15 protein-coding genes and 1 tRNA gene are annotated in these 16,778 nt (G+C 67.0%); 8 read left to right on the top strand and 8 right to left on the bottom strand.

Features of this window, described 5'->3' with window-relative positions:
• The first annotated feature begins 16 nt into the window (after nt 1–16).
• Both J2W23_RS18485 and fahA read left to right on the top strand, forming a co-directional pair.
• The gene (locus J2W23_RS18485) at nt 17–823 is read left to right on the top strand and encodes a cyclase family protein (RefSeq protein WP_307649742.1); all 807 of its coding nucleotides are present in this window, start codon (nt 17–19) and stop codon (nt 821–823) included.
• Between the two features lie 19 nt (nt 824–842).
• Nucleotides 843–2,165: a fumarylacetoacetase gene (gene fahA, locus J2W23_RS18480; RefSeq protein ID WP_307649741.1), complete on the top strand. Its 1,323-nt coding sequence runs from the start codon at nt 843–845 to the stop codon at nt 2,163–2,165.
• 62 nt (nt 2,166–2,227) lie between these two features.
• Here fahA and J2W23_RS18475 read toward each other — a convergent pair.
• The 3 genes from J2W23_RS18475 to J2W23_RS18465 form a co-directional block, all read right to left on the bottom strand.
• Nucleotides 2,228–2,303: transfer RNA gene (locus J2W23_RS18475), tRNA-Gly, on the bottom strand.
• Nucleotides 2,304–2,368: 65 nt separating this feature from the next.
• Nucleotides 2,369–3,274 (bottom strand): NAD(P)/FAD-dependent oxidoreductase, encoded by a 906-nt coding sequence (locus J2W23_RS18470; protein WP_307649740.1) that lies wholly within the window; start codon nt 3,272–3,274, stop codon nt 2,369–2,371.
• Nucleotides 3,264–3,725, bottom strand: a complete 462-nt coding sequence (locus tag J2W23_RS18465; RefSeq protein ID WP_176661024.1) for an Rrf2 family transcriptional regulator — start codon at nt 3,723–3,725, stop codon at nt 3,264–3,266. The genes J2W23_RS18470 and J2W23_RS18465 overlap by 11 nt, the downstream gene beginning before the upstream one ends.
• A gap of 271 nt (nt 3,726–3,996) precedes the next feature.
• Here J2W23_RS18465 and J2W23_RS18460 point away from each other — a divergent pair, with 271 nt between their 5' ends.
• Complete coding sequence (locus J2W23_RS18460) at nt 3,997–4,509, top strand: adhesin (protein ID WP_176661025.1); 513 nt, start codon at nt 3,997–3,999, stop codon at nt 4,507–4,509.
• Between the two features lie 57 nt (nt 4,510–4,566).
• Here J2W23_RS18460 and J2W23_RS18455 read toward each other — a convergent pair whose 3' ends face one another.
• The 5 genes from J2W23_RS18455 to J2W23_RS18435 form a co-directional block, all read right to left on the bottom strand.
• Entirely contained in the window at nt 4,567–5,010 is a 444-nt protein-coding gene (locus J2W23_RS18455; RefSeq protein WP_307649739.1) for a MaoC family dehydratase, read from the bottom strand.
• 10 nt (nt 5,011–5,020) lie between these two features.
• Nucleotides 5,021–6,298, bottom strand: a complete 1,278-nt coding sequence (boxA, locus tag J2W23_RS18450; RefSeq protein WP_307649738.1) for a benzoyl-CoA 2,3-epoxidase subunit BoxA — start codon at nt 6,296–6,298, stop codon at nt 5,021–5,023.
• 138 nt (nt 6,299–6,436) lie between these two features.
• A complete protein-coding gene (gene boxB, locus J2W23_RS18445; protein WP_307649737.1) occupies nt 6,437–7,864 on the bottom strand; it encodes a benzoyl-CoA 2,3-epoxidase subunit BoxB in 1,428 nt (475 codons plus the stop codon).
• Nucleotides 7,865–7,895: 31 nt separating this feature from the next.
• Nucleotides 7,896–9,581, bottom strand: coding sequence for a 2,3-epoxybenzoyl-CoA dihydrolase (gene boxC / locus J2W23_RS18440; RefSeq protein WP_307649736.1), 1,686 nt, complete (start codon nt 9,579–9,581; stop codon nt 7,896–7,898).
• 255 nt (nt 9,582–9,836) lie between these two features.
• Nucleotides 9,837–10,760 (bottom strand): helix-turn-helix transcriptional regulator, encoded by a 924-nt coding sequence (locus J2W23_RS18435; RefSeq protein ID WP_176661030.1) that lies wholly within the window; start codon nt 10,758–10,760, stop codon nt 9,837–9,839.
• A 213-nt stretch (nt 10,761–10,973) separates the two neighbouring features.
• Here J2W23_RS18435 and J2W23_RS18430 point away from each other — a divergent pair, with 213 nt between their 5' ends.
• The 5 genes from J2W23_RS18430 to J2W23_RS18410 all read left to right on the top strand — a co-directional run bounded on the left by J2W23_RS18430 (nt 10,974) and on the right by J2W23_RS18410 (nt 16,681).
• On the top strand, nt 10,974–11,444 hold the full coding sequence (locus tag J2W23_RS18430; protein ID WP_176661031.1) for a 4-hydroxylaminobenzoate lyase: 471 nt from the start codon (nt 10,974–10,976) through the stop codon (nt 11,442–11,444).
• Nucleotides 11,445–11,567: 123 nt separating this feature from the next.
• Nucleotides 11,568–13,118, top strand: coding sequence for a 3,4-dehydroadipyl-CoA semialdehyde dehydrogenase (locus J2W23_RS18425; protein ID WP_307649735.1), 1,551 nt, complete (start codon nt 11,568–11,570; stop codon nt 13,116–13,118).
• A 34-nt stretch (nt 13,119–13,152) separates the two neighbouring features.
• Nucleotides 13,153–14,700 carry a benzoate-CoA ligase family protein gene (locus J2W23_RS18420; protein WP_307649734.1) on the top strand — a complete coding sequence of 516 codons (1,548 nt, stop codon included), beginning with the start codon at nt 13,153–13,155 and terminating at the stop codon, nt 14,698–14,700.
• An 8-nt stretch (nt 14,701–14,708) separates the two neighbouring features.
• A complete protein-coding gene (locus J2W23_RS18415; protein WP_307649733.1) occupies nt 14,709–15,518 on the top strand; it encodes an alpha/beta fold hydrolase in 810 nt (269 codons plus the stop codon).
• Entirely contained in the window at nt 15,515–16,681 is a 1,167-nt protein-coding gene (locus J2W23_RS18410) for an ABC transporter substrate-binding protein (RefSeq protein WP_307649732.1), read from the top strand. The genes J2W23_RS18415 and J2W23_RS18410 overlap by 4 nt, the downstream gene beginning before the upstream one ends.
• Nucleotides 16,682–16,778: the final 97 nt, after the last annotated feature.

Below are 16,778 nucleotides of genomic sequence, written 5' to 3'. Positions count from 1 at the left end.
CACAAGGAGCCCCGCCATGCCACGCAAATTCGTCGACCTCTCGATCTTTCTTGAGAACGATGTGCTCTCCGATCCGCCCGCCTTCGCGCCGAAGATCCAGTACTTCACGCACGAGCAGACCTACGAGCAGATAGAGCCTTTCTTCCCCGGACTGAAGAAAGAGGACCTGCCCGACGGCGAAGGCTGGGCCGTGGAACTGGTGCAGCTGTCCACGCACAACGGCACGCACCTGGATGCGCCCTATCACTTCCACTCGACCATGGACAAGGCGCTCGGCGAGAAGAAGCCTGCCATCGCCATCCACGACGTGCCGCTCGAATGGTGCTTCCAGCCGGGTGTGAAGCTCGACTTTCGCCACTTTGCCGATGGCTACGTGGTCACGGCCGCCGACGTGGAGGCCGAACTCAAGCGCATCGGTCACACGCTGAGCCCCCTGGAGATCGTGGTGGTCAACACGCGTGCGGGCAAGCGCTACGGCAGCAACGACTACGTATCTGCCGGCGCAGGCATGGGCTATGAAGCGACGATGTACTTGCTGGAACGCGGCGTGCGCCTCACCGGCACCGACGCGTGGAGCTGGGATGCTCCGTTCGTGCACACCGCGAAGAAGTACGGCGAGACGCAGGACGCCTCGCTGATCTGGGAGGGCCACAAGGCCGGTCGCGACATCGGCTACTGCCACATCGAGAAGCTGCACAACCTGGAAGTGCTGCCGCCCACGGGCTTCTTCATCAGCTGCTTTCCGCACAAGATCCGTGGCGCGTCGGCGGGCTGGACGCGCGCGGTGGCGATCTTCGACGACGCGCTGATGGCGTCGGCCTGAACGAAGGAAAACCGCCCCCATGATCGAACTCAATCACACGCACGATGTCGACGCGCGCAGCTGGGTGGACTCGGCCAATGTCGCGGGCTGCGACTTCCCGATCCAGAACCTGCCGTATGCGGTGTTCCGACGCATCGGCAGCCCCGAGCCGTTTCGCGGCGGCGTGGCCATCGGTGACCAGGTGCTCGACCTGGCGGCGCTGGCCGCTGGCTCGCATGCCGACGGGCTCGCGCTCGACGCGGCACGTGCGGCCGCCCTGCCCGCGCTGAACGACTTCTTCGCGCTGGGTCCCTCCGCCTGGCAGGCGCTGCGCCACCTCGTCTTTTCACTGCTGCGAAGCGATGCGCCGGCCTCGACCGTGGACGACCTGCGCAAGTGCCTGGTGCCGCAAACCGACGCCGAATACACCGTGCCCGCGCGCATCGGCGACTACACCGACTTCTACACATCGATCGACCATGCGCTGAACATCACGCGCCTGTTCAATCCCGAAGGCGACGTCACGCCGAACTTCCGCTGGATTCCGACGGCCTACCACGGGCGCGTCTCGACCATCGGCGTGAGCGGGCAGCGCTTTCACCGGCCGATGGGGCAGACGATGGCGCCGGGCGCGAAGGCGCCGACGTACCACGCCTGCGCGCGGCTCGACTACGAACTCGAACTCGGCGTGTGGATCGGCGAAGGCAACGCGGCGGGCGAGCCAATTCCACTGGATCGCGCCGAAGACCACATCTTCGGCATCTGCCTGCTCAACGACTGGTCGGCGCGCGATATCCAGTTCTGGGAAATGGCGCCACTCGGGCCCTTCCTCGCGAAGAACTTCGCGACCACCATCTCGCCGTGGATCGTGACGATGGAAGCGCTCGCGCCCTATCGCCAGGCCTGGACGCGGCCAGCCAGCGAGCCCCAGCCGCTCGATTACCTGGAGAGCAGGGCGAACCGCGAAAGCGGCGCGATCGATATCAGCCTGGAGGTCTGGCTCGAAAGCGGGAAGGCGCGCGAAGGCGGAAGCGGCCCGTCACGCCTGTCGCGCACGAGCTTCAAGCACCAGTACTGGAGCGTGGCGCAGATGGTGGCGCACCACACGATGGGCGGCTGCAAGCTGAACGCGGGCGATCTGTTCGGCAGCGGCACCATCTCGGGCCCGGGGCCTGGCGAAGCCGGCGCGATCATCGAGCTGACGCGTGCGGGGCAGAGCCCCGTGGCGCTGGCCAACGGCGAACAGCGCGGGTTCCTGGAAGACGGCGACGCGGTGCTGCTGCGCGGCTGGTGCGAGAAGCCGGGACATGCGCGCATCGGCTTCGGTGAGAGCCGCGGAACGGTGTTACCGGCCAAGGGCTGAAAGCGCGTTCGGCGCGTTCCAAAAGAAAAGGCCACCGGGGAGGTGGCCTTTTGCATGAAATGTGGAGCGGGAAAAGAGTCTCGAACTCTCGACCTCAACCTTGGCAAGGTTGCGCTCTACCAACTGAGCTATTCCCGCATTTCGAGCGTCGAATTATAGGGGTCTCGGAGCCCGATTTTTCCGAGCCCGAGAAAAAAGTGGGGTCAAGCGCCGAACACCATGGCGCGATGCATCGCCGTGCCGGCCATCACGCCATCGGCCGAGGCCAGCGTGGCGTTGTGCATCGGCATGGCCGCATCGCCCGCGGCGTACACGCCGGGCACGGTGGTCATCTTCATCGCGTCGGTGCGGATCACCGGACCGGCGGGGCCGTCGTCGAATGCGCATCCCAGCTGTTCGGCGATGGGGCTCGACGGACGCGTGCGGGGCACCATGAACAGCGCCTCGACCGCCACGATGCGGCCGTCTTCGAGGCGTATGCCCGCAAGATCCTGCCCCGCCCCCTCCAGCGCCGCGATGCGGCCGGGCTCGATCGTCACGCCGCGCGCCTGCAGCCTGGCGCGCGCCTCGTCGTCCATCGTGTTGTTGGCGTTCAGGAAAAGCGTGGTTGGTCCCCACTCTGCAATCAGCATTGCGTGGTCCGGCGGATGCGGTGCTTCGATCAGCACGCCGAGCCTCCGGCCGCTGAATTCATAGCCGTGGCAATACGGGCAGTGCAGCACGCTGGTGCCCCAGCGTTCGCGCACGCCGGCGATGCCGTCCGGAAAACCGTCCTGCACGCCGAAAGCCAACATGAGCTTGCCAGCCGACAGCTGCCGGTCGCTGTCGAGCGACGCGACGAACCCGCCCGCGCCATCGGCCTGCGCGCTCACGATGCGGCCTTCGATGAAGGTGACGTTCGGATAGGCCAGCAGCTTGGCGCGCGCGTCGGCAATCATCTTCAGCGGCGGCACGCCGTCCTGCCCGAAGAAGCCGTGCGCCGCGGCGGCGAAGCGGTTGCGCGGCGCACCCGCATCGACCACACACACGTTCTTGCGTGCGCGAGCGAGCTGCATGGCAGCGGAAAGGCCGGCAAAGCTGCCGCCCACGACGAGAGCGTCATAGCGCATGTTCAATGTCCTTCTTGGTGAAGCCGCCGCCCGTCATGCGGCGATGAAAGTCCTTGGAGAGATCGGCCAGCGTGATGCTGTTGAAACGCTTGAGCAGCAAGGCCTCGGCCGCATCGAATGCATCGTCGAGCGCCGCATTCACGGCTTGCTCGACGATGCAGCCGGGGCTCTCGGTGCGGTTGCCCAGGGCCAGCAGCGCGGGTGCGCCGACGGCGTTGTGAATGTCGCCCAGCGTCACGCGCGCCAGCGAGCACGACAGCACCCAGCCGCCGCCGTGCCCCTTGGCGGAACTCACGAAGCCGGCCTGGCGCAGGCCCGCCATGAGCCGCCGCACCACGACCGGGTTGGTGTGCATCGCCGCCGCAAGCGACTCGGAGGTGATGGGTCCGTCCATTTCGGCCATGTGCAGCAACACATGGAGAACGGCCGAAAGCTTGCTGTCTCGTTTCATGCAACATTATTAGTTGCGTGAAATTGGCCCTGCCGGAAGGAGCTTGCTTTGACCCTGTCCGGAGAAAGGTTTGCGCCATGCGAAACCCATCCAATGCAAGGCGTCGCCCTAACGCACAACCCCCCATTCCCGCCGACGGACACGTCCCACAAGCGAGAGCGAACACCCCGCACATGGCGACAGGGTGCGAGGTGGTCACGGTAGCGACCGAACTGGCCCTGAGCCGGTTCTTGTCAATCCGTGACCATTCAAACGAAAGGAACAGTCACCCATGAAGCAACATCAGAACAAATCCATCTTCGTCGGCGCCTTGCTCGCAGGCCTTCTTGCCATGAGCGGCTTCGCCCAGGCACAGGGCGTCGGGGTCGGCGTGGGCGTGAACGCCGATGTGAATACATCGGGCACAGTCAAGGCCGCACCGGCGCAAGGCAGTGCAGGCGCAAGCACCGGCGCTGCGGCAGGCGCAGGCACATCGGCCAATGGCGGTGCCGGCAGCGCAGCAGGCGGCCTGGGCAACACGGTCGGTGGCGTGGTCGGCGGCGCAACGGGCGCCGTGGGCAACGCGACCAGCACGGTCGGCGGTGCCACGGGTGCCGTGGGCGGTGCGACCGGTGCGGCAACAGGCGCGGCAGGCGGCCTCACGAACACCGTGGGCGGCACGCTGAACAGCGCGACCGGTGCAGTCGGCTCAGCCGGCGGTGCGGTGAAGCCTTCGGGTGCCGGCGTGGGCGCGAAGGCCAGCGGCAAGGCCAAGGGCTCGGGCGCGGTCGACATCACGAAGTAAGCGCGCTTCGTTCGCACAGGCCCGCAGCGCTCGCGCGTTGCGGGCTTTTTCCGCGTATCAGCCGGGCGCTTCGAGCTTGAAAAGGCTCGTGACTTCCACGTCGAGCACCATCAGCTCACGCTGGTTGAACAGCCGCCAGCGCCAGCGCAGGATGCCCAGCATGGGCCGCTTCTCGGAGCGCCGCACCTCGATCACATCGGCCACGAGCCGCAGCGCATCGCCGGGCCGCACGGGGTTGGGCCAGCGCACATGCTCGAGCCCCGGCGACGCGAACGACTCCGAGCCCTTCAGTGCCGCATCGACCACGAGGCGCATCGCGATCGAGCAGGTGTGCCAGCCGCTCGCGATCAGCCCGCCGAAGGCGCTGTCGGTGGCGGCCTCCGCATCGGTGTGGAACCACTGCGGGTCGTATTCCCTCGCGAACCGGACCAGCTCGGCTTCGTTGAGCACATAAGGCCCGGCCTCGATGACCTGGCCTGCATGGAAGTCGGCGAACTTCATTCGCCGCAGCTCAGTAGGTTTCCAGGTGCAGGCGACCTTCGCGCTTGAGCGAGGCGCCGACCGTGTCCCAGTCGAGCCCGGCTTCCGTCGCCACGTCGCGCAGCGCGAGCACCACGCCCTCTTCCATGCTCTTCAAGCCGCACACGTAGAAGTGGCTCGCGCCGTCCTTGAGCAGCGCGGCCAAATCGGCGGCGCGCTCGCGCATCAGGTCCTGCACGTAGCGCTTGGGGCTTCCGGGCGTGCGCGAGAACGCAAGGTTGATGTCGATGAAGTCCTTGGGCAGCGACTGCAGCGGGCCGAAGTACGGCAGCTCCTGCTGCGTGCGCGCGCCGAAGAACAGCATGAGCTTTCCGCCTTCGAACTTGCCGCTCTTGCGCAGGCGCCGGCGCCACTCGGTCATGGCGCGCATGGGTGCGCTGCCGGTGCCGGTGCAGATCATCACGATGTGCGACTTGGGATGGTTGGGCATCAGGAACGAGGCGCCGAAGGGCCCCACCACCTGCACCGTGTCGCCCACCTTCAGGTCGCACACGTAGTTGGAGCACACGCCCAGCACCGGGTCGCCCTGGTGGTCTTCGGTCACGCGCTTCACGGTGAGCGAGACGTTGTTGTAGCCGGGCCGCTCGCCGTTGCGCGGGCTGGCCACCGAGTACTGGCGCGCATGGTGACGCTTGCCGATGGCGTCGACGCCCGGCGGCACGATGCCGATCGACTGGCCCTCGAGCACCGGGAACGGCACCACGCCGAAATCCAGCACGATGTGGTGCGTCTCGCTGTCGAACCCCGCTTCGGTGCAGTTGAAGTTGCCGACCACGGTGGCGGTCGTCGGGGTCTTGGGCGGGAACAGGTTGGTGTACGCATGCGCGGCCGACCACGGCGGCACGGTGGCGCCGTACTGCGCGGAGTTGAAGACGGCTTCGACGGCAGTGATCTGCGTCGGAGCCGTTGCAACAGGGGGGGCGGCTTCATCGCCCGCATCGGCGGCAACACCCGCGGCTTCGAGCTCTTCGGGCGTCAGTTCCGCAGGCAGCGACTCCCAGGTCAACTGCTCTTCGATGGTGTACGCGCGCACGAGCGGCATCGTGCGCCAGTTGTCGATGGAGCCCGTCGGGCACGGCGAGATGCAGGCCATGCAGCCATTGCAGACGTCGGCCCGCACGACGTAGTTGTTGTCGTCGTGCGTGATCGCGTTGACGGGGCAGGTGGCCTCGCAGGTGTTGCAGCGGATGCAGATCTCGGGGTCGATCAGGTGCTGCTTGATGACCCCGGCTTCAACGGCCATATCCATCGTGTTCTCCTTTTTCACCCCGGGCCCATTCGCGAAGCACCGCGGAACCGGCTTTGCCGGGCCGCAGGTGCTGCCCCCTGCAAGGGGGTTGGCGAAGCGACACGAAGTGCGCGCAGCCTGGGGGTGTACCTAATTTTTTCAGCCGAAACGCACGTACTCGAAATCGACGGGCTGGCGGTTGATGCCCATGACAGGTGGCGAGATCCAGCCCGCGAACTTGCCCGGCTCCACCACGCGGCCCATCAACGATGCCACGAAAGCGAAGTCTTCGGCACTGGGCAACCACTCGTCCCGCTTGGCGGCCCATTCGATCTCGTTCACCACGCGGCCTTCGGGTGACATCTTGATGCCGGCGAGCGCGCCGATCTGGCGGTTGAAGGCCTTGTGCGGCACGACCAGACGGGTCGGGATGCCGGCCTTCTCGAGCACCTTGTTCCAGCGGCCCACGCCGGCCACCGAGTCCTTGATGAAATCGTCGCGCAGCACTTCGTTGAGCGCATTGAGCATCGGCACGTCCTTCTCGACGAGCTGGCCGTCCTTCACCTCCAGCACCTTGTAGGTCTGGCCCTTGAGGATGTGGTCGTCGGTGCGCTTGCCTTCTTCATAGCGGCCCTTCAGGCCCGAGCTGTAGAAGATGGCGGCGTTGCTCGACTGGTCGGCGCCGAACAGGTCGATGGTCACGCTGTAGTGGAAGTTCAGGTAGCGCTGGATCGTGCCCAGGTCGATGCAGCCTGCGGCGCGCACCTTCTGCGGGTCGTCGGTCTTCAGTTCGTTCATGACCTGCGCGGTGCGTGCGATGACGCGCGACACGCCGCTCTCGCCCACGAACATGTGGTGCGCCTCTTCGGTCAGCATGAACTTCGTGGTGCGCGCGAGCGGATCGAACGCGCTTTCGGCCAGCGCCGAGAGCTGGAACTTGCCGTCGCGGTCGGTGAAGTAGGTGAACATGAAGAACGCGAGCCAGTCGGGCGTGCGTTCGTTGAAGGCGCCCAGGATGCGCGGATTGTTCTCGTCGCCCGAGGTGCGCTGCAAGAGCGCCTCGGCTTCCTCGCGGCCGTCGCGGCCGAAGTGCTTGTGCAGCAGGTAGACCATCGCCCACAGGTGGCGGCCTTCTTCCACGTTGATCTGGAACAGGTTGCGCAGGTCGTACATCGAGGGCGCCGTGAGGCCCAGGTGGCGTTGCTGCTCGACCGACGCGGGCTCGGTGTCGCCCTGCGTCACGATGATGCGGCGCAGGTTGGCGCGGTGCTCGCCGGGCACGTCCTGCCAGGCCTTCTCGCCCTTGTGGTCGCCGAAGTGGATCTCGCGGTTCGCATCGCCCGGGTTCAGGAAGATGCCCCAGCGGTAGTCGCGCATCTTCACGTGGCCGAACTGCGCCCAGCCCTGCGGGTCGACGCTCACCGCGGTGCGCAGGTACACCTCGTGGTTGGTCGAGCCTTCGGGGCCCACGTCGTCCCACCAGTTGATGAAGTTCGGCTGCCAGCCTTCGAGCGCGCGCTGCAGCGTGCGGTCTTCGCCGAGGTTGACGTTGTTGGGGATCTTCTCGCTGTAGTTGATCGTGCTCATCGTTGTTCCTTGGGTTGTACGGACTGCGGGGTCAGACGCGGTTCATGTCGAAGCCGGCTTTCTCGCCGGTGCCGTAGACCTTCAGCGCACCCTTCTCGCCGACGGCGTTCGGGCGGTTGAAGATCCAGTTCTGCCAGGCGGTGAGCCGGCCGAAGATGCGGGTGGCCATGTTCTCCTTGCTCGCGAAGCGCAGGTTGGCTTCGAGGCCGGTGAGCGCATCGGGCGACATGGCGACGCGCTCCTCGATGGCGATGCGGATCTCGTCGTCCCAGTCGATGTCGTCGGGGGCGGCGGTGACCAGGCCGAGCTTCAGGGCTTCGTCGGCATCGAGCGGCTTGCCGGCTGCCGCGCGGGCGGCTTCGAGCGGCGCGGCTTCTTCATAGAAGCGGCGTTGCAGGCGGCTCTGGTCGTTCACCATCGGGAAGAAACCGAAGTTGAATTCGTTGAGCACGAGCTTCGGCGCGCGCTCGGCATCGTCGGGCAGCGCGAGCATGTAGCTGCGGTCGCCCGCGAAGGCCAGCTCGGCCAACGTGCCGGCGAAGCACGAACCCGCTTCGACCAACGCGAACAGGCTGCGCGACGACACATCCAGCCGCGCGAGCGTGCGGCGCAGCGCGCCGATGGTTTCGCGCACGAGCCAGTGGTCCTTGTTCGCAAGCATCACGGCGTCGGAGGCGAGCACGGCGGCCGTGTCGCCCTCGGTCTTGAGCAGCCAGGTGCCGATGTCCAGTTCGTTGGTGCGCAGATTGAGGATCGCGTCGTCTAGTTCGCGGCACATCGCGAGCGGCCACCAGGCGGCACCTGCGGCTTCGATGCCGGCGATATCGGCCGGCTGCGCGCCGCTCGGTGCCTTCACGGTGATCGTCGCGGTGCGCTTGCTGCGATCGATCTGCACGTTGACGTGCGAATAGGCGATGCCGTCGACGCTGTCGGTGCGTTCGAGGCGCGTGAGCGCCACGCCCTTGCCGCCCGCGGGCCGGTCACTGCCGGCGGCGAGCTGCGAAGCGCGGTCCTGCACGGCGGCCGCGAACTGCGCGGGCTTGGCCACCGCATCGACCAGGCGCCAGTCGACAGCACGCTGACCGCGCACGCCTTCGACGCTGGTGCAGAAGATGTCGGCAAGGTCATGGCGCACATGGCGCTTGTCGGTCACGCGGGTCAGGCCGCCGGTGCCGGGCAGCACGCCGAGCAACGGCACCTCAGGCAGAGAGACGGCGGAAGAGCGGTCGTCCACCAGCAGAATTTCGTCGCAGGCCAGCGCCAGTTCGTAGCCGCCGCCGGCGCAGGCGCCGTTCACGGCCGCGAGGAACTTCAGGCCCGAGTGCTTCGACGAGTCTTCGATGCCGTTGCGCGTCTCGTTGGTGAACTTGCAGAAGTTGACCTTCCAGGCATGGCCCGAGACACCCAGCATGAAGATGTTGGCGCCCGAACAGAAGATGCGGTCCTTGCCGCTGGTGACGATCACGCTGCGCACCTCGGGGTGCTCGAAGCGCACGCGGTTGAGCGCGTCGTTCAGTTCGATGTCCACCCCCAGGTCGTAGCTGTTGAGCTTCAACTTGTAGCCGGGGCGGATGCCGCCGTCTTCCGCGATGTCGAGCACCAGGCGGGCGATGGCGCCGTCGAAGCTCAGGGACCAGTGGCGGTACTGGCCGGGTTCGGTGCGGTAGTCCACGCGGGTGGGCGCCTGGAGCGAAGTGGGGGTCGCGGTGTCGGTCATACGGAAGTCTCCTGTGGGGCAGATGCAAACCTGAAGAATAATGCATCTTCTGGTTCCGATGACATGCATCATGCTGCATGCAAACAAGCAAGTCAATGCCTGTTGTGCTTTTTTTCAGATCTCAAGCGACAGGCGCGAAGGAAGCGGTCTCTTTTCCAGCGAACACCGAGGAACCGGCTTCGCCGGGCCTCAGGTGTTGCCCCCGGCAGGGGGTTGGCGCAGCGACACGAAGTGCGCGAAGCCTGGGGGCGAGCCTTACAACTCGCGGGCTGCTGCGCGCAGCAGCTGGAAGCTCTGGGCGAGCGTCTTGCCGCTGGTGTCCACCGACAGATCGGCCTTCGAATAGAAGGCGGCCCGGCCATTCAGGATGCGGCGCAGGTCTTCCATCGCCTCCTTGCTGGCGGCCATCGGGCGGGTGTCGCCCTGCGCGGCCACCCGGCCCATGTGCTCCTCGGGCGCGGCCTGCAGCCACACGGTGGTGCAGTGCGCGAGCAGCTCGTTGAAGGTGGCGGGGTCGGAGACGATGCCGCCCGGCGTGGCGATCACCACCTCGCTGTAGATCTGCACGGCCTCTTCGAGCGCGCGGCGCTCGTAGCGGCGGTAGGCGTTGGTGCCGTAGAGGTCGTGGATCTCGCGCACGCTGCAGCCCGCGAGCTTCTCGATCTCGCGGCTCAGTTCCACGAAGGGCACGTCGAGGTCGTCGGCCAGCATCTGCCCCAGCGTCGACTTGCCCGCGCCGCGCAGGCCCACGAGCGCGATGCGGCGGTGCCGCGCCGGATCGACGGAAGCCGTGCCCAGCAGTTCGCCCAGCGCCACGCGCACGCGGCGCAGGTCGGTTTCGCTGCGGTTCTCGAGCAGCTCGCGGATCAGCAGCCACTCGGGCGAACTGGTCGTGACGTCGCCGACCAGTTCGGCCAGCGAGCAGTGCAGCGCGCCGGCCACCTGCTGCAGCACCAGGATCGACGCGTTGCCGATGCCGTATTCGAGATTGGCCAGGTGCCGCTCCGACACATCGGCCGCCACCGCCACCGCCTTGCGCGTGAGCCCGCGCTGCGCGCGCAGGTTGCGCACGCGGTCGCCCAGTGCGACCAGCAGCGGATTCTTGGCCTCCCCGGCCGACGCGGCATTGGCGCCGCCTTCTGGCGCGGTGGCCAGCACCGCGTCTACATGCTCGTTCATGCAAGTCCTCGTTCTTCGCCGGGATTGTGCGCGCTCAGGGTAAACACCATATATGCACTATATTGCTTGACACCCAATGACTCGGTGCTTATTGTTCGGCCACAAGCAAGATACTGCACGCACAGCGATCCTGCAAGGTAGTTCATAAGTTCGCTGCGGCGCCAGCTCCCCGCTCGCCCCGCCAGCCAGCCTCCACGAAGGAAGCCTGCCACGATGTCCAGCAAGGAAGCATTTCACCAGTTGATCGCCGGCCTGACCGCCGAGATCGCAGGCCGGCCGCTCGACGCGCAGCTCGACCAGTGGCTCAACGCCACCCACGGCGCGGGCAGCGCCCGCTTCGCGCAATTGCGCGAGGCCTGCATCGGCGGCGTGGCCGAAGGGTGGCTGTGCGAGCGCGAAGGCGGCGGCATCAGGTACGGCCGCGTCTTCAAGGCCGAAGACGCGCTGCACCGCTTCTCGGTCGACGTGGTCGACATGCAGGACATCGCCGGCCCGCACCACACGCATCCCAACGGCGAGATCGACCTGATCATGCCGCTCGACGACCACCCCGCCACTTTCGACGGCCGCCCTGCCGGCTGGTGCGTCTACGCACCCGGCACCGCGCACCGCCCGACCGTCGCGCAGGGCCGCGCGCTCGTTCTTTATTTGCTGCCCGAAGGGCAGATCAAGTTCACAGCATGAAGCACACCCCCAGGCTTGCCCACTGCGTGTGGCCTCCAAGCCCCTTGCAGGGGGCAACACCGGCGGCCCGGCAAAGCCGGTTCCGCGGTGTTCCCCTAATCGACCCCATCGAGATCCAGGTCCATGACTGAGCTCCTCCCCAACCACGTCGCCGGCCGCTGGCAAAGCGGCTCGGGCGCCGGCACGCCGCTCTTCGATCCGGTGCTCGGCACCGAGCTCGTGCGCGTCGACGCCACCGGGCTCGACCTGCCTGAAGCCTTCCGCTTTGCGCGCGAACAGGGCGGCAACGCACTGCGCGCCCTCACCTACCGCCAGCGCGCCGGGCTGCTCGGCGCGGTCGTCAAGGTGCTGCAGGCGAACCGCGACGCCTATTACGAGATCGCCACCGCGAACTCCGGCACGGTGAAGAACGACTCGGCCGTCGACATCGACGGCGCGATCTTCACGCTCGGCCAGTACGCCAAATGGGGCGATGCGCTCGGCGACGTGCGCGCGCTGCGCGACGGCGATGCGGTCAAGCTCGGCAAGGAGCCAGTGTTCCAGTCGCAGCACCTGCAGGTGCCGACGCACGGCGTGGCGCTGTTCATCAACGCCTTCAACTTCCCGTCGTGGGGCTTGTGGGAAAAGGCCGCGCCGGCATTGCTCTCGGGCGTGCCCGTGATCGTGAAGCCCGCCACGGCCACCGCCTGGCTCACGCAGCGCATGGTGAAGGACGTGATCGATGCGGGCGTGCTGCCCGCCGGTGCGCTCTCGGTCATCTGCGGCAGCTCGGCCGGCCTGATGGACCAGCTGCAGCCTTTCGACGTGGTCTCGTTCACCGGCTCGGCAGAAACCGCGACGGTGATCCGCTCGCACCCGGCCGTGGCCGCGCGCTCGGTGCGCGCAAACATCGAGGCCGACAGCCTCAACAGCGCCCTGCTCCTGCCCGGTGCCGCGCCGGGCAGCGACGCGTTCAACCTGCTCGTGCGCGAAGTGGTGCGTGAGATGACGGTGAAGTCCGGCCAGAAGTGCACGGCGATTCGCCGCATCCTGGTGCCGACCGAGGTGTACGACGCCGCGGCCGAAGCCATCGGCGCAAAGCTCGCGGGCGTCACGGTCGGCAACCCGCGCAACGAGAGCGTGCGCATGGGCTCGCTCGTGAGCCGCGCGCAACTGAATGCGGTGCGCGAAGGGCTCGGCGCGCTCGCCGCGCAAACCACCGTGCTGCACGACGGCCGCAACAAATCACTGATCGACGCGGACCCGGCTGTCGCCGCCTGCATTGGCCCGGTGCTGCTGGGCGCACGCGATGCCGATGCGGCGCAGCGCGTGCATGACGTGGAAGTATTCGGCCCGGTCGCCACGCTGCTGCCGTACCGCGATCTCGCACACAGCATCGCGCTCGCGCATCGCGGACAAGGTTCTCTCGTGACTTCGCTCTACGGCAGCGACGACGCCGCGCTCGCACAGGCCGCGCTCGCCGTCGCGCCGAGCCACGGCCGCATCCACGTGGTCACCCCCGAGGTCACGCAGGCCCACACCGGCCACGGCAACGTGATGCCGATGTCGATGCACGGCGGCCCCGGACGCGCAGGCGGCGGCGCCGAACTGGGCGGCTTGCGCGCGCTCGATTTCTATCACCGCAAGACCGCGGTGCAGGCGAGCCCCGGCGTGCTCGCCGCCCTCGGCCTCTAGAAGAAACAAAGAGAGGCCCCAAGGAGACCACACGATGAGCCTGCCCGCACGATTCAATTTCGCCGAACACCTGTTCGCCCTCAACCGCGGCCGCGCCGACCGCACCGCGTACATCGACGACCGCGGCACGCTGACCTACGGCCAGCTCGAAGACCGCGCGCGCCGCCTCGCCGCCGCACTCAAGGCAACGGGTGTGCGCCGCGAAGAGCGTGTGCTGCTGCTGATGCTCGACAACAACGACTGGCCGGTGAGCTTTCTCGGCTGCCTGTATGCCGGCATCGTGCCCGTCGCGGTCAACACGCTGCTCACGCCCGACGACTACGCCTACATGCTCGACCACAGCCGCGCGCAGGCTGCGCTGGTGTCGGGTGCGCTGCTCCCTGTGCTGCAGGATGCGATGGGGCGCGGCGCGCACGAGGTGCAGGCGCTGATCGTCTCGCAGCCGACGGGTGCATTGCCGGACAACGCACAGGCCTTCGACGATGCGCTCGCCAAGGTCGAGCCCCTGGCCACACCGGTGAACACCGCGTCCGACGACCCCGGCTTCTGGCTCTATTCCTCCGGCTCCACCGGCAAGCCCAAGGGCACGGTCCACACGCACGCCAACCTCTGGTGGACGGCGGAGCTCTACGGCAAGCCGGTGCTCGCGCTCACCGAAGACGACGTGTGCTTCTCGGCCGCCAAGATGTACTTCGCATACGGCCTCGGCAACGCGCTGACCTTCCCGCTCACGGTCGGCGCGACGGTCGTGCTGATGGCCGAGCGCCCCACGCCCGACGCCACCTTCCGCCGCTGGACAGCGCACAAGCCGACTGTCTTCTTCGGCGCGCCCACCGGCTTCGCGGGCATGCTCGCTTCGCCGAAGCTCCCGGCACGCGATGCGGTCGCACTGCGCATGTGCTCCTCCGCCGGCGAAGCCTTGCCCGGCGAGATCGCGCAGCGCTTCAAGGCGCACTACGGCTGCGAGATCATCGACGGCATCGGCTCGACCGAGATGCTGCACATCTTCATCTCCAACCGTCCGGGCGATGTGCGCTACGGCACCACGGGCAAGCCGGTCGAAGGCTACGAGGTCGAGCTGCGCGGCGAAGACGGCCGCCCGGTGCCCGATGGCGAAGTGGGCGATCTCTACATCCGGGGCCCGAGTTCGGCGCTCATGTACTGGAACAACCGCGAGAAATCGCGCGACACCTTCCAGGGCGGCTGGACCAAGAGCGGCGACAAGTACACGCGCGATGCCGACGGCTACTTCACCTACGCGGGCCGCAGCGACGACATGCTGAAGGTCAGCGGCATCTACGTCTCGCCCTTCGAGGTCGAGGCCACGCTGATGCAGCACCCCTGCGTGCTCGAGGCCGCGGTGATCGGCAAGGAAGATGCCGAGGGCCTCACCAAGACCAAGGCCTTCGTCGTGCTGAAGGACGGCAGCGCCGCCACGGAGGACGAGCTCAAGGCCTTCGTGAAGGAACGCCTCGCGCCCTACAAGTACCCGCGCTTCCTCGAATTCGTGAGCGAACTGCCGAAGACGGCGACGGGCAAGATCCAGCGCTTTCGCCTCCGCGAGCGCGAGAAGCAGGCGTGAGCACGGGAATGAACACGCCAGCCTTTGCCACCATCGACTGGCGCGGCCGCGCCGTGCAGATCGAGTGCGCGTGGATCGCACCCGAGCGCACCGATGCGCCGCTGATCGTCTTTCTCCACGAAGGCCTCGGCTCCGTCGCGATGTGGAAGGACTTTCCCGCGCAGGTCTGCGAAGCCGCCAACGCGCGCGGCCTCGTGTTCTCGCGCCCCGGCTACGGCCGCTCCACGCCGCGCGAAGACAACGAGATCTGGGATGTCGACTTCATGCACCGCCAGGCGCACGAGGTGCTCCCCGCCCTCTTCACCGCGCTGAAGCTCGACGACGAAAAGCCCTGGCTCTTCGGCCACAGCGACGGCGGCTCGATCTCGCTGCTCTACGCCTCGCGCTTCCCTGATCGTGTGGCGGGCCTCGTCGTGCTGGCACCGCACATTTTCGTGGAAGAGGTGACCGTCGCGAACATCGAGCTCGCGCGCACCGCCTACCTCTCGACCGACCTGCCGAAGAAGCTTGCCCGCTACCACGACAGCGCCGATTCCGCCTTCTGGGGCTGGAACCGCATCTGGCTGCACCCGCCCTTTCGCGACTGGAACATCGAGGCCGAGCTCGACGCCATCCGCTGCCCGGTGCTCGCCATCCAGGGCATCGACGACGAGTACGGCACGCTCGCGCAGATCCGCGGCATCGCCGCGCGCGTGAGCGGCGGTTGCGAACTGGTGGAAATCCCTGAATGCGGGCATTCCCCACATCGCGATCAGCCGGAACGTGTCACCGTCGCTACCGCCGCTTTCATCACCAAGAACAGGAGACAGACACCATGACAACCATTCGCACCACGCTCACCGCGATCGCCCTCGCCGCGCTCGCATCGGCTGCCGGCGCACAGGGCACCGGCAAACTCAAGGTCGGCCTGATGCTTCCCTACAGTGGCACCTACACCGCGCTGGGCGTGGCCATCGAGAACGGCTTCAAGCTCTACGTCGACGAACAAGGCGGCAAGCTCTCGGGCCGCGAGATCGAATATTTCAAGGTGGACGACGAATCCGATCCCGCCAAGGCCACCGACAACGTCAACAAGCTCATCAAGCGCGACAACGTCGACGTGATCGTGGGCACGGTGCACTCCGGCGTCGCGATGGCGATGGCCAAGGCCGCCAAGGAAAGCGGCACCGTGCTGATCGTGCCGAATGCCGGCGCCGACGCGGTGACCGGCCCGATGTGCGCACCCAACATCTTCCGCAGCTCGTTCAGCAACTGGCAGCCGGCCTATGCAATGGGCGAGGTCGCGGCCAAGCAGCAGGGCAAGAAAAAGGCGATGACCATCACCTGGAAGTACGCGGCCGGCGACGAATCGGTCAACGGCTTCAAGGAAGGCTTCGAGAAGAACGGCGGCAAGGTCGACAAGCAGCTCACGCTGGCCTTCCCGAACGTGGAGTTCCAGGCGCTGCTGACCGAGATCGCAGCGGCCAAGCCCGATGCGGTGTATGCCTTTTTCGCGGGCGGCGGCGCGGTGAAGTTCGTCAAGGACTACCAGGCCGCGGGCCTCAACAAGACGATTCCGCTCTACGGCCCCGGCTTCCTGACCGACGGCACGCTCGATGCGCAAGGCGAATCGGCGCAGGGCATGCTGACCACGCTGCACTACGCGGACGGGTTGAACACCGCGCGCGACAACGCGTTCCGCGTGGCGTATGCCAAGTCGTTCAAGCTGCAGCCCGACGTGTACGCGGTGCAAGGCTACGACGCGGCGCAGATGCTCGGCGTGGGCCTTGCGGCCACCAAGGGCGACATCGGCAAGAAGGCCGAGTTCACCGCCGCGATCGAGAAGGCCAAGATCGACAGCCCGCGCGGCACGTTCACCATGAGCAAGTCGCACAACCCGGTGCAGGACATCTATCTGCGCAAGGTGGATGGCAAGGAAAACAAGCTGGTGAGCACGGCCATCAAGAGTCTCGCCGACCCGGCACGCGGCTGCCGGATGTAACTGGGCTCTCCCCCAGGCTTCGCGCACTTCGTGTCGCTTCGCCAACCCCCTCACCGGGGGCGACACCTGCGGTCCGGCAAAGCCGGTTCCGCGGTGT

This window comes from Variovorax boronicumulans (assembly GCF_030812215.1).
GTDB lineage: Bacteria > Pseudomonadota > Gammaproteobacteria > Burkholderiales > Burkholderiaceae_C > Variovorax > Variovorax boronicumulans_C.
This window is presented reverse-complemented; position numbering and strand designations above follow the sequence as displayed.

Bases quoted from the DNA above. Each gene is read 5' to 3' on its own strand.
- J2W23_RS18470 (WP_307649740.1), bottom strand. From the start codon at position 3,274: ATGCGCTATGACGCTCTCGTCGTGGGCGGCAGCTTTGCCGGCCTTTCC.
- boxB (WP_307649737.1), bottom strand. From the start codon at position 7,864: ATGAGCACGATCAACTACAGCGAGAAGATCCCCAACAACGTCAACCTC.
- boxC (WP_307649736.1), bottom strand. From the start codon at position 9,581: ATGACCGACACCGCGACCCCCACTTCGCTCCAGGCGCCCACCCGCGTG.
- boxA (WP_307649738.1), bottom strand. From the start codon at position 6,298: ATGGATATGGCCGTTGAAGCCGGGGTCATCAAGCAGCACCTGATCGAC.
- fahA (WP_307649741.1), top strand. From the start codon at position 843: ATGATCGAACTCAATCACACGCACGATGTCGACGCGCGCAGCTGGGTG.
- J2W23_RS18435 (WP_176661030.1), bottom strand. From the start codon at position 10,760: ATGAACGAGCATGTAGACGCGGTGCTGGCCACCGCGCCAGAAGGCGGC.
- J2W23_RS18485 (WP_307649742.1), top strand. From the start codon at position 17: ATGCCACGCAAATTCGTCGACCTCTCGATCTTTCTTGAGAACGATGTG.
- J2W23_RS18430 (WP_176661031.1), top strand. From the start codon at position 10,974: ATGTCCAGCAAGGAAGCATTTCACCAGTTGATCGCCGGCCTGACCGCC.
- J2W23_RS18410 (WP_307649732.1), top strand. From the start codon at position 15,515: ATGACAACCATTCGCACCACGCTCACCGCGATCGCCCTCGCCGCGCTC.
- J2W23_RS18425 (WP_307649735.1), top strand. From the start codon at position 11,568: ATGACTGAGCTCCTCCCCAACCACGTCGCCGGCCGCTGGCAAAGCGGC.
- J2W23_RS18415 (WP_307649733.1), top strand. From the start codon at position 14,709: ATGAACACGCCAGCCTTTGCCACCATCGACTGGCGCGGCCGCGCCGTG.
- J2W23_RS18460 (WP_176661025.1), top strand. From the start codon at position 3,997: ATGAAGCAACATCAGAACAAATCCATCTTCGTCGGCGCCTTGCTCGCA.
- J2W23_RS18455 (WP_307649739.1), bottom strand. From the start codon at position 5,010: ATGAAGTTCGCCGACTTCCATGCAGGCCAGGTCATCGAGGCCGGGCCT.
- J2W23_RS18465 (WP_176661024.1), bottom strand. From the start codon at position 3,725: ATGAAACGAGACAGCAAGCTTTCGGCCGTTCTCCATGTGTTGCTGCAC.
- J2W23_RS18420 (WP_307649734.1), top strand. From the start codon at position 13,153: ATGAGCCTGCCCGCACGATTCAATTTCGCCGAACACCTGTTCGCCCTC.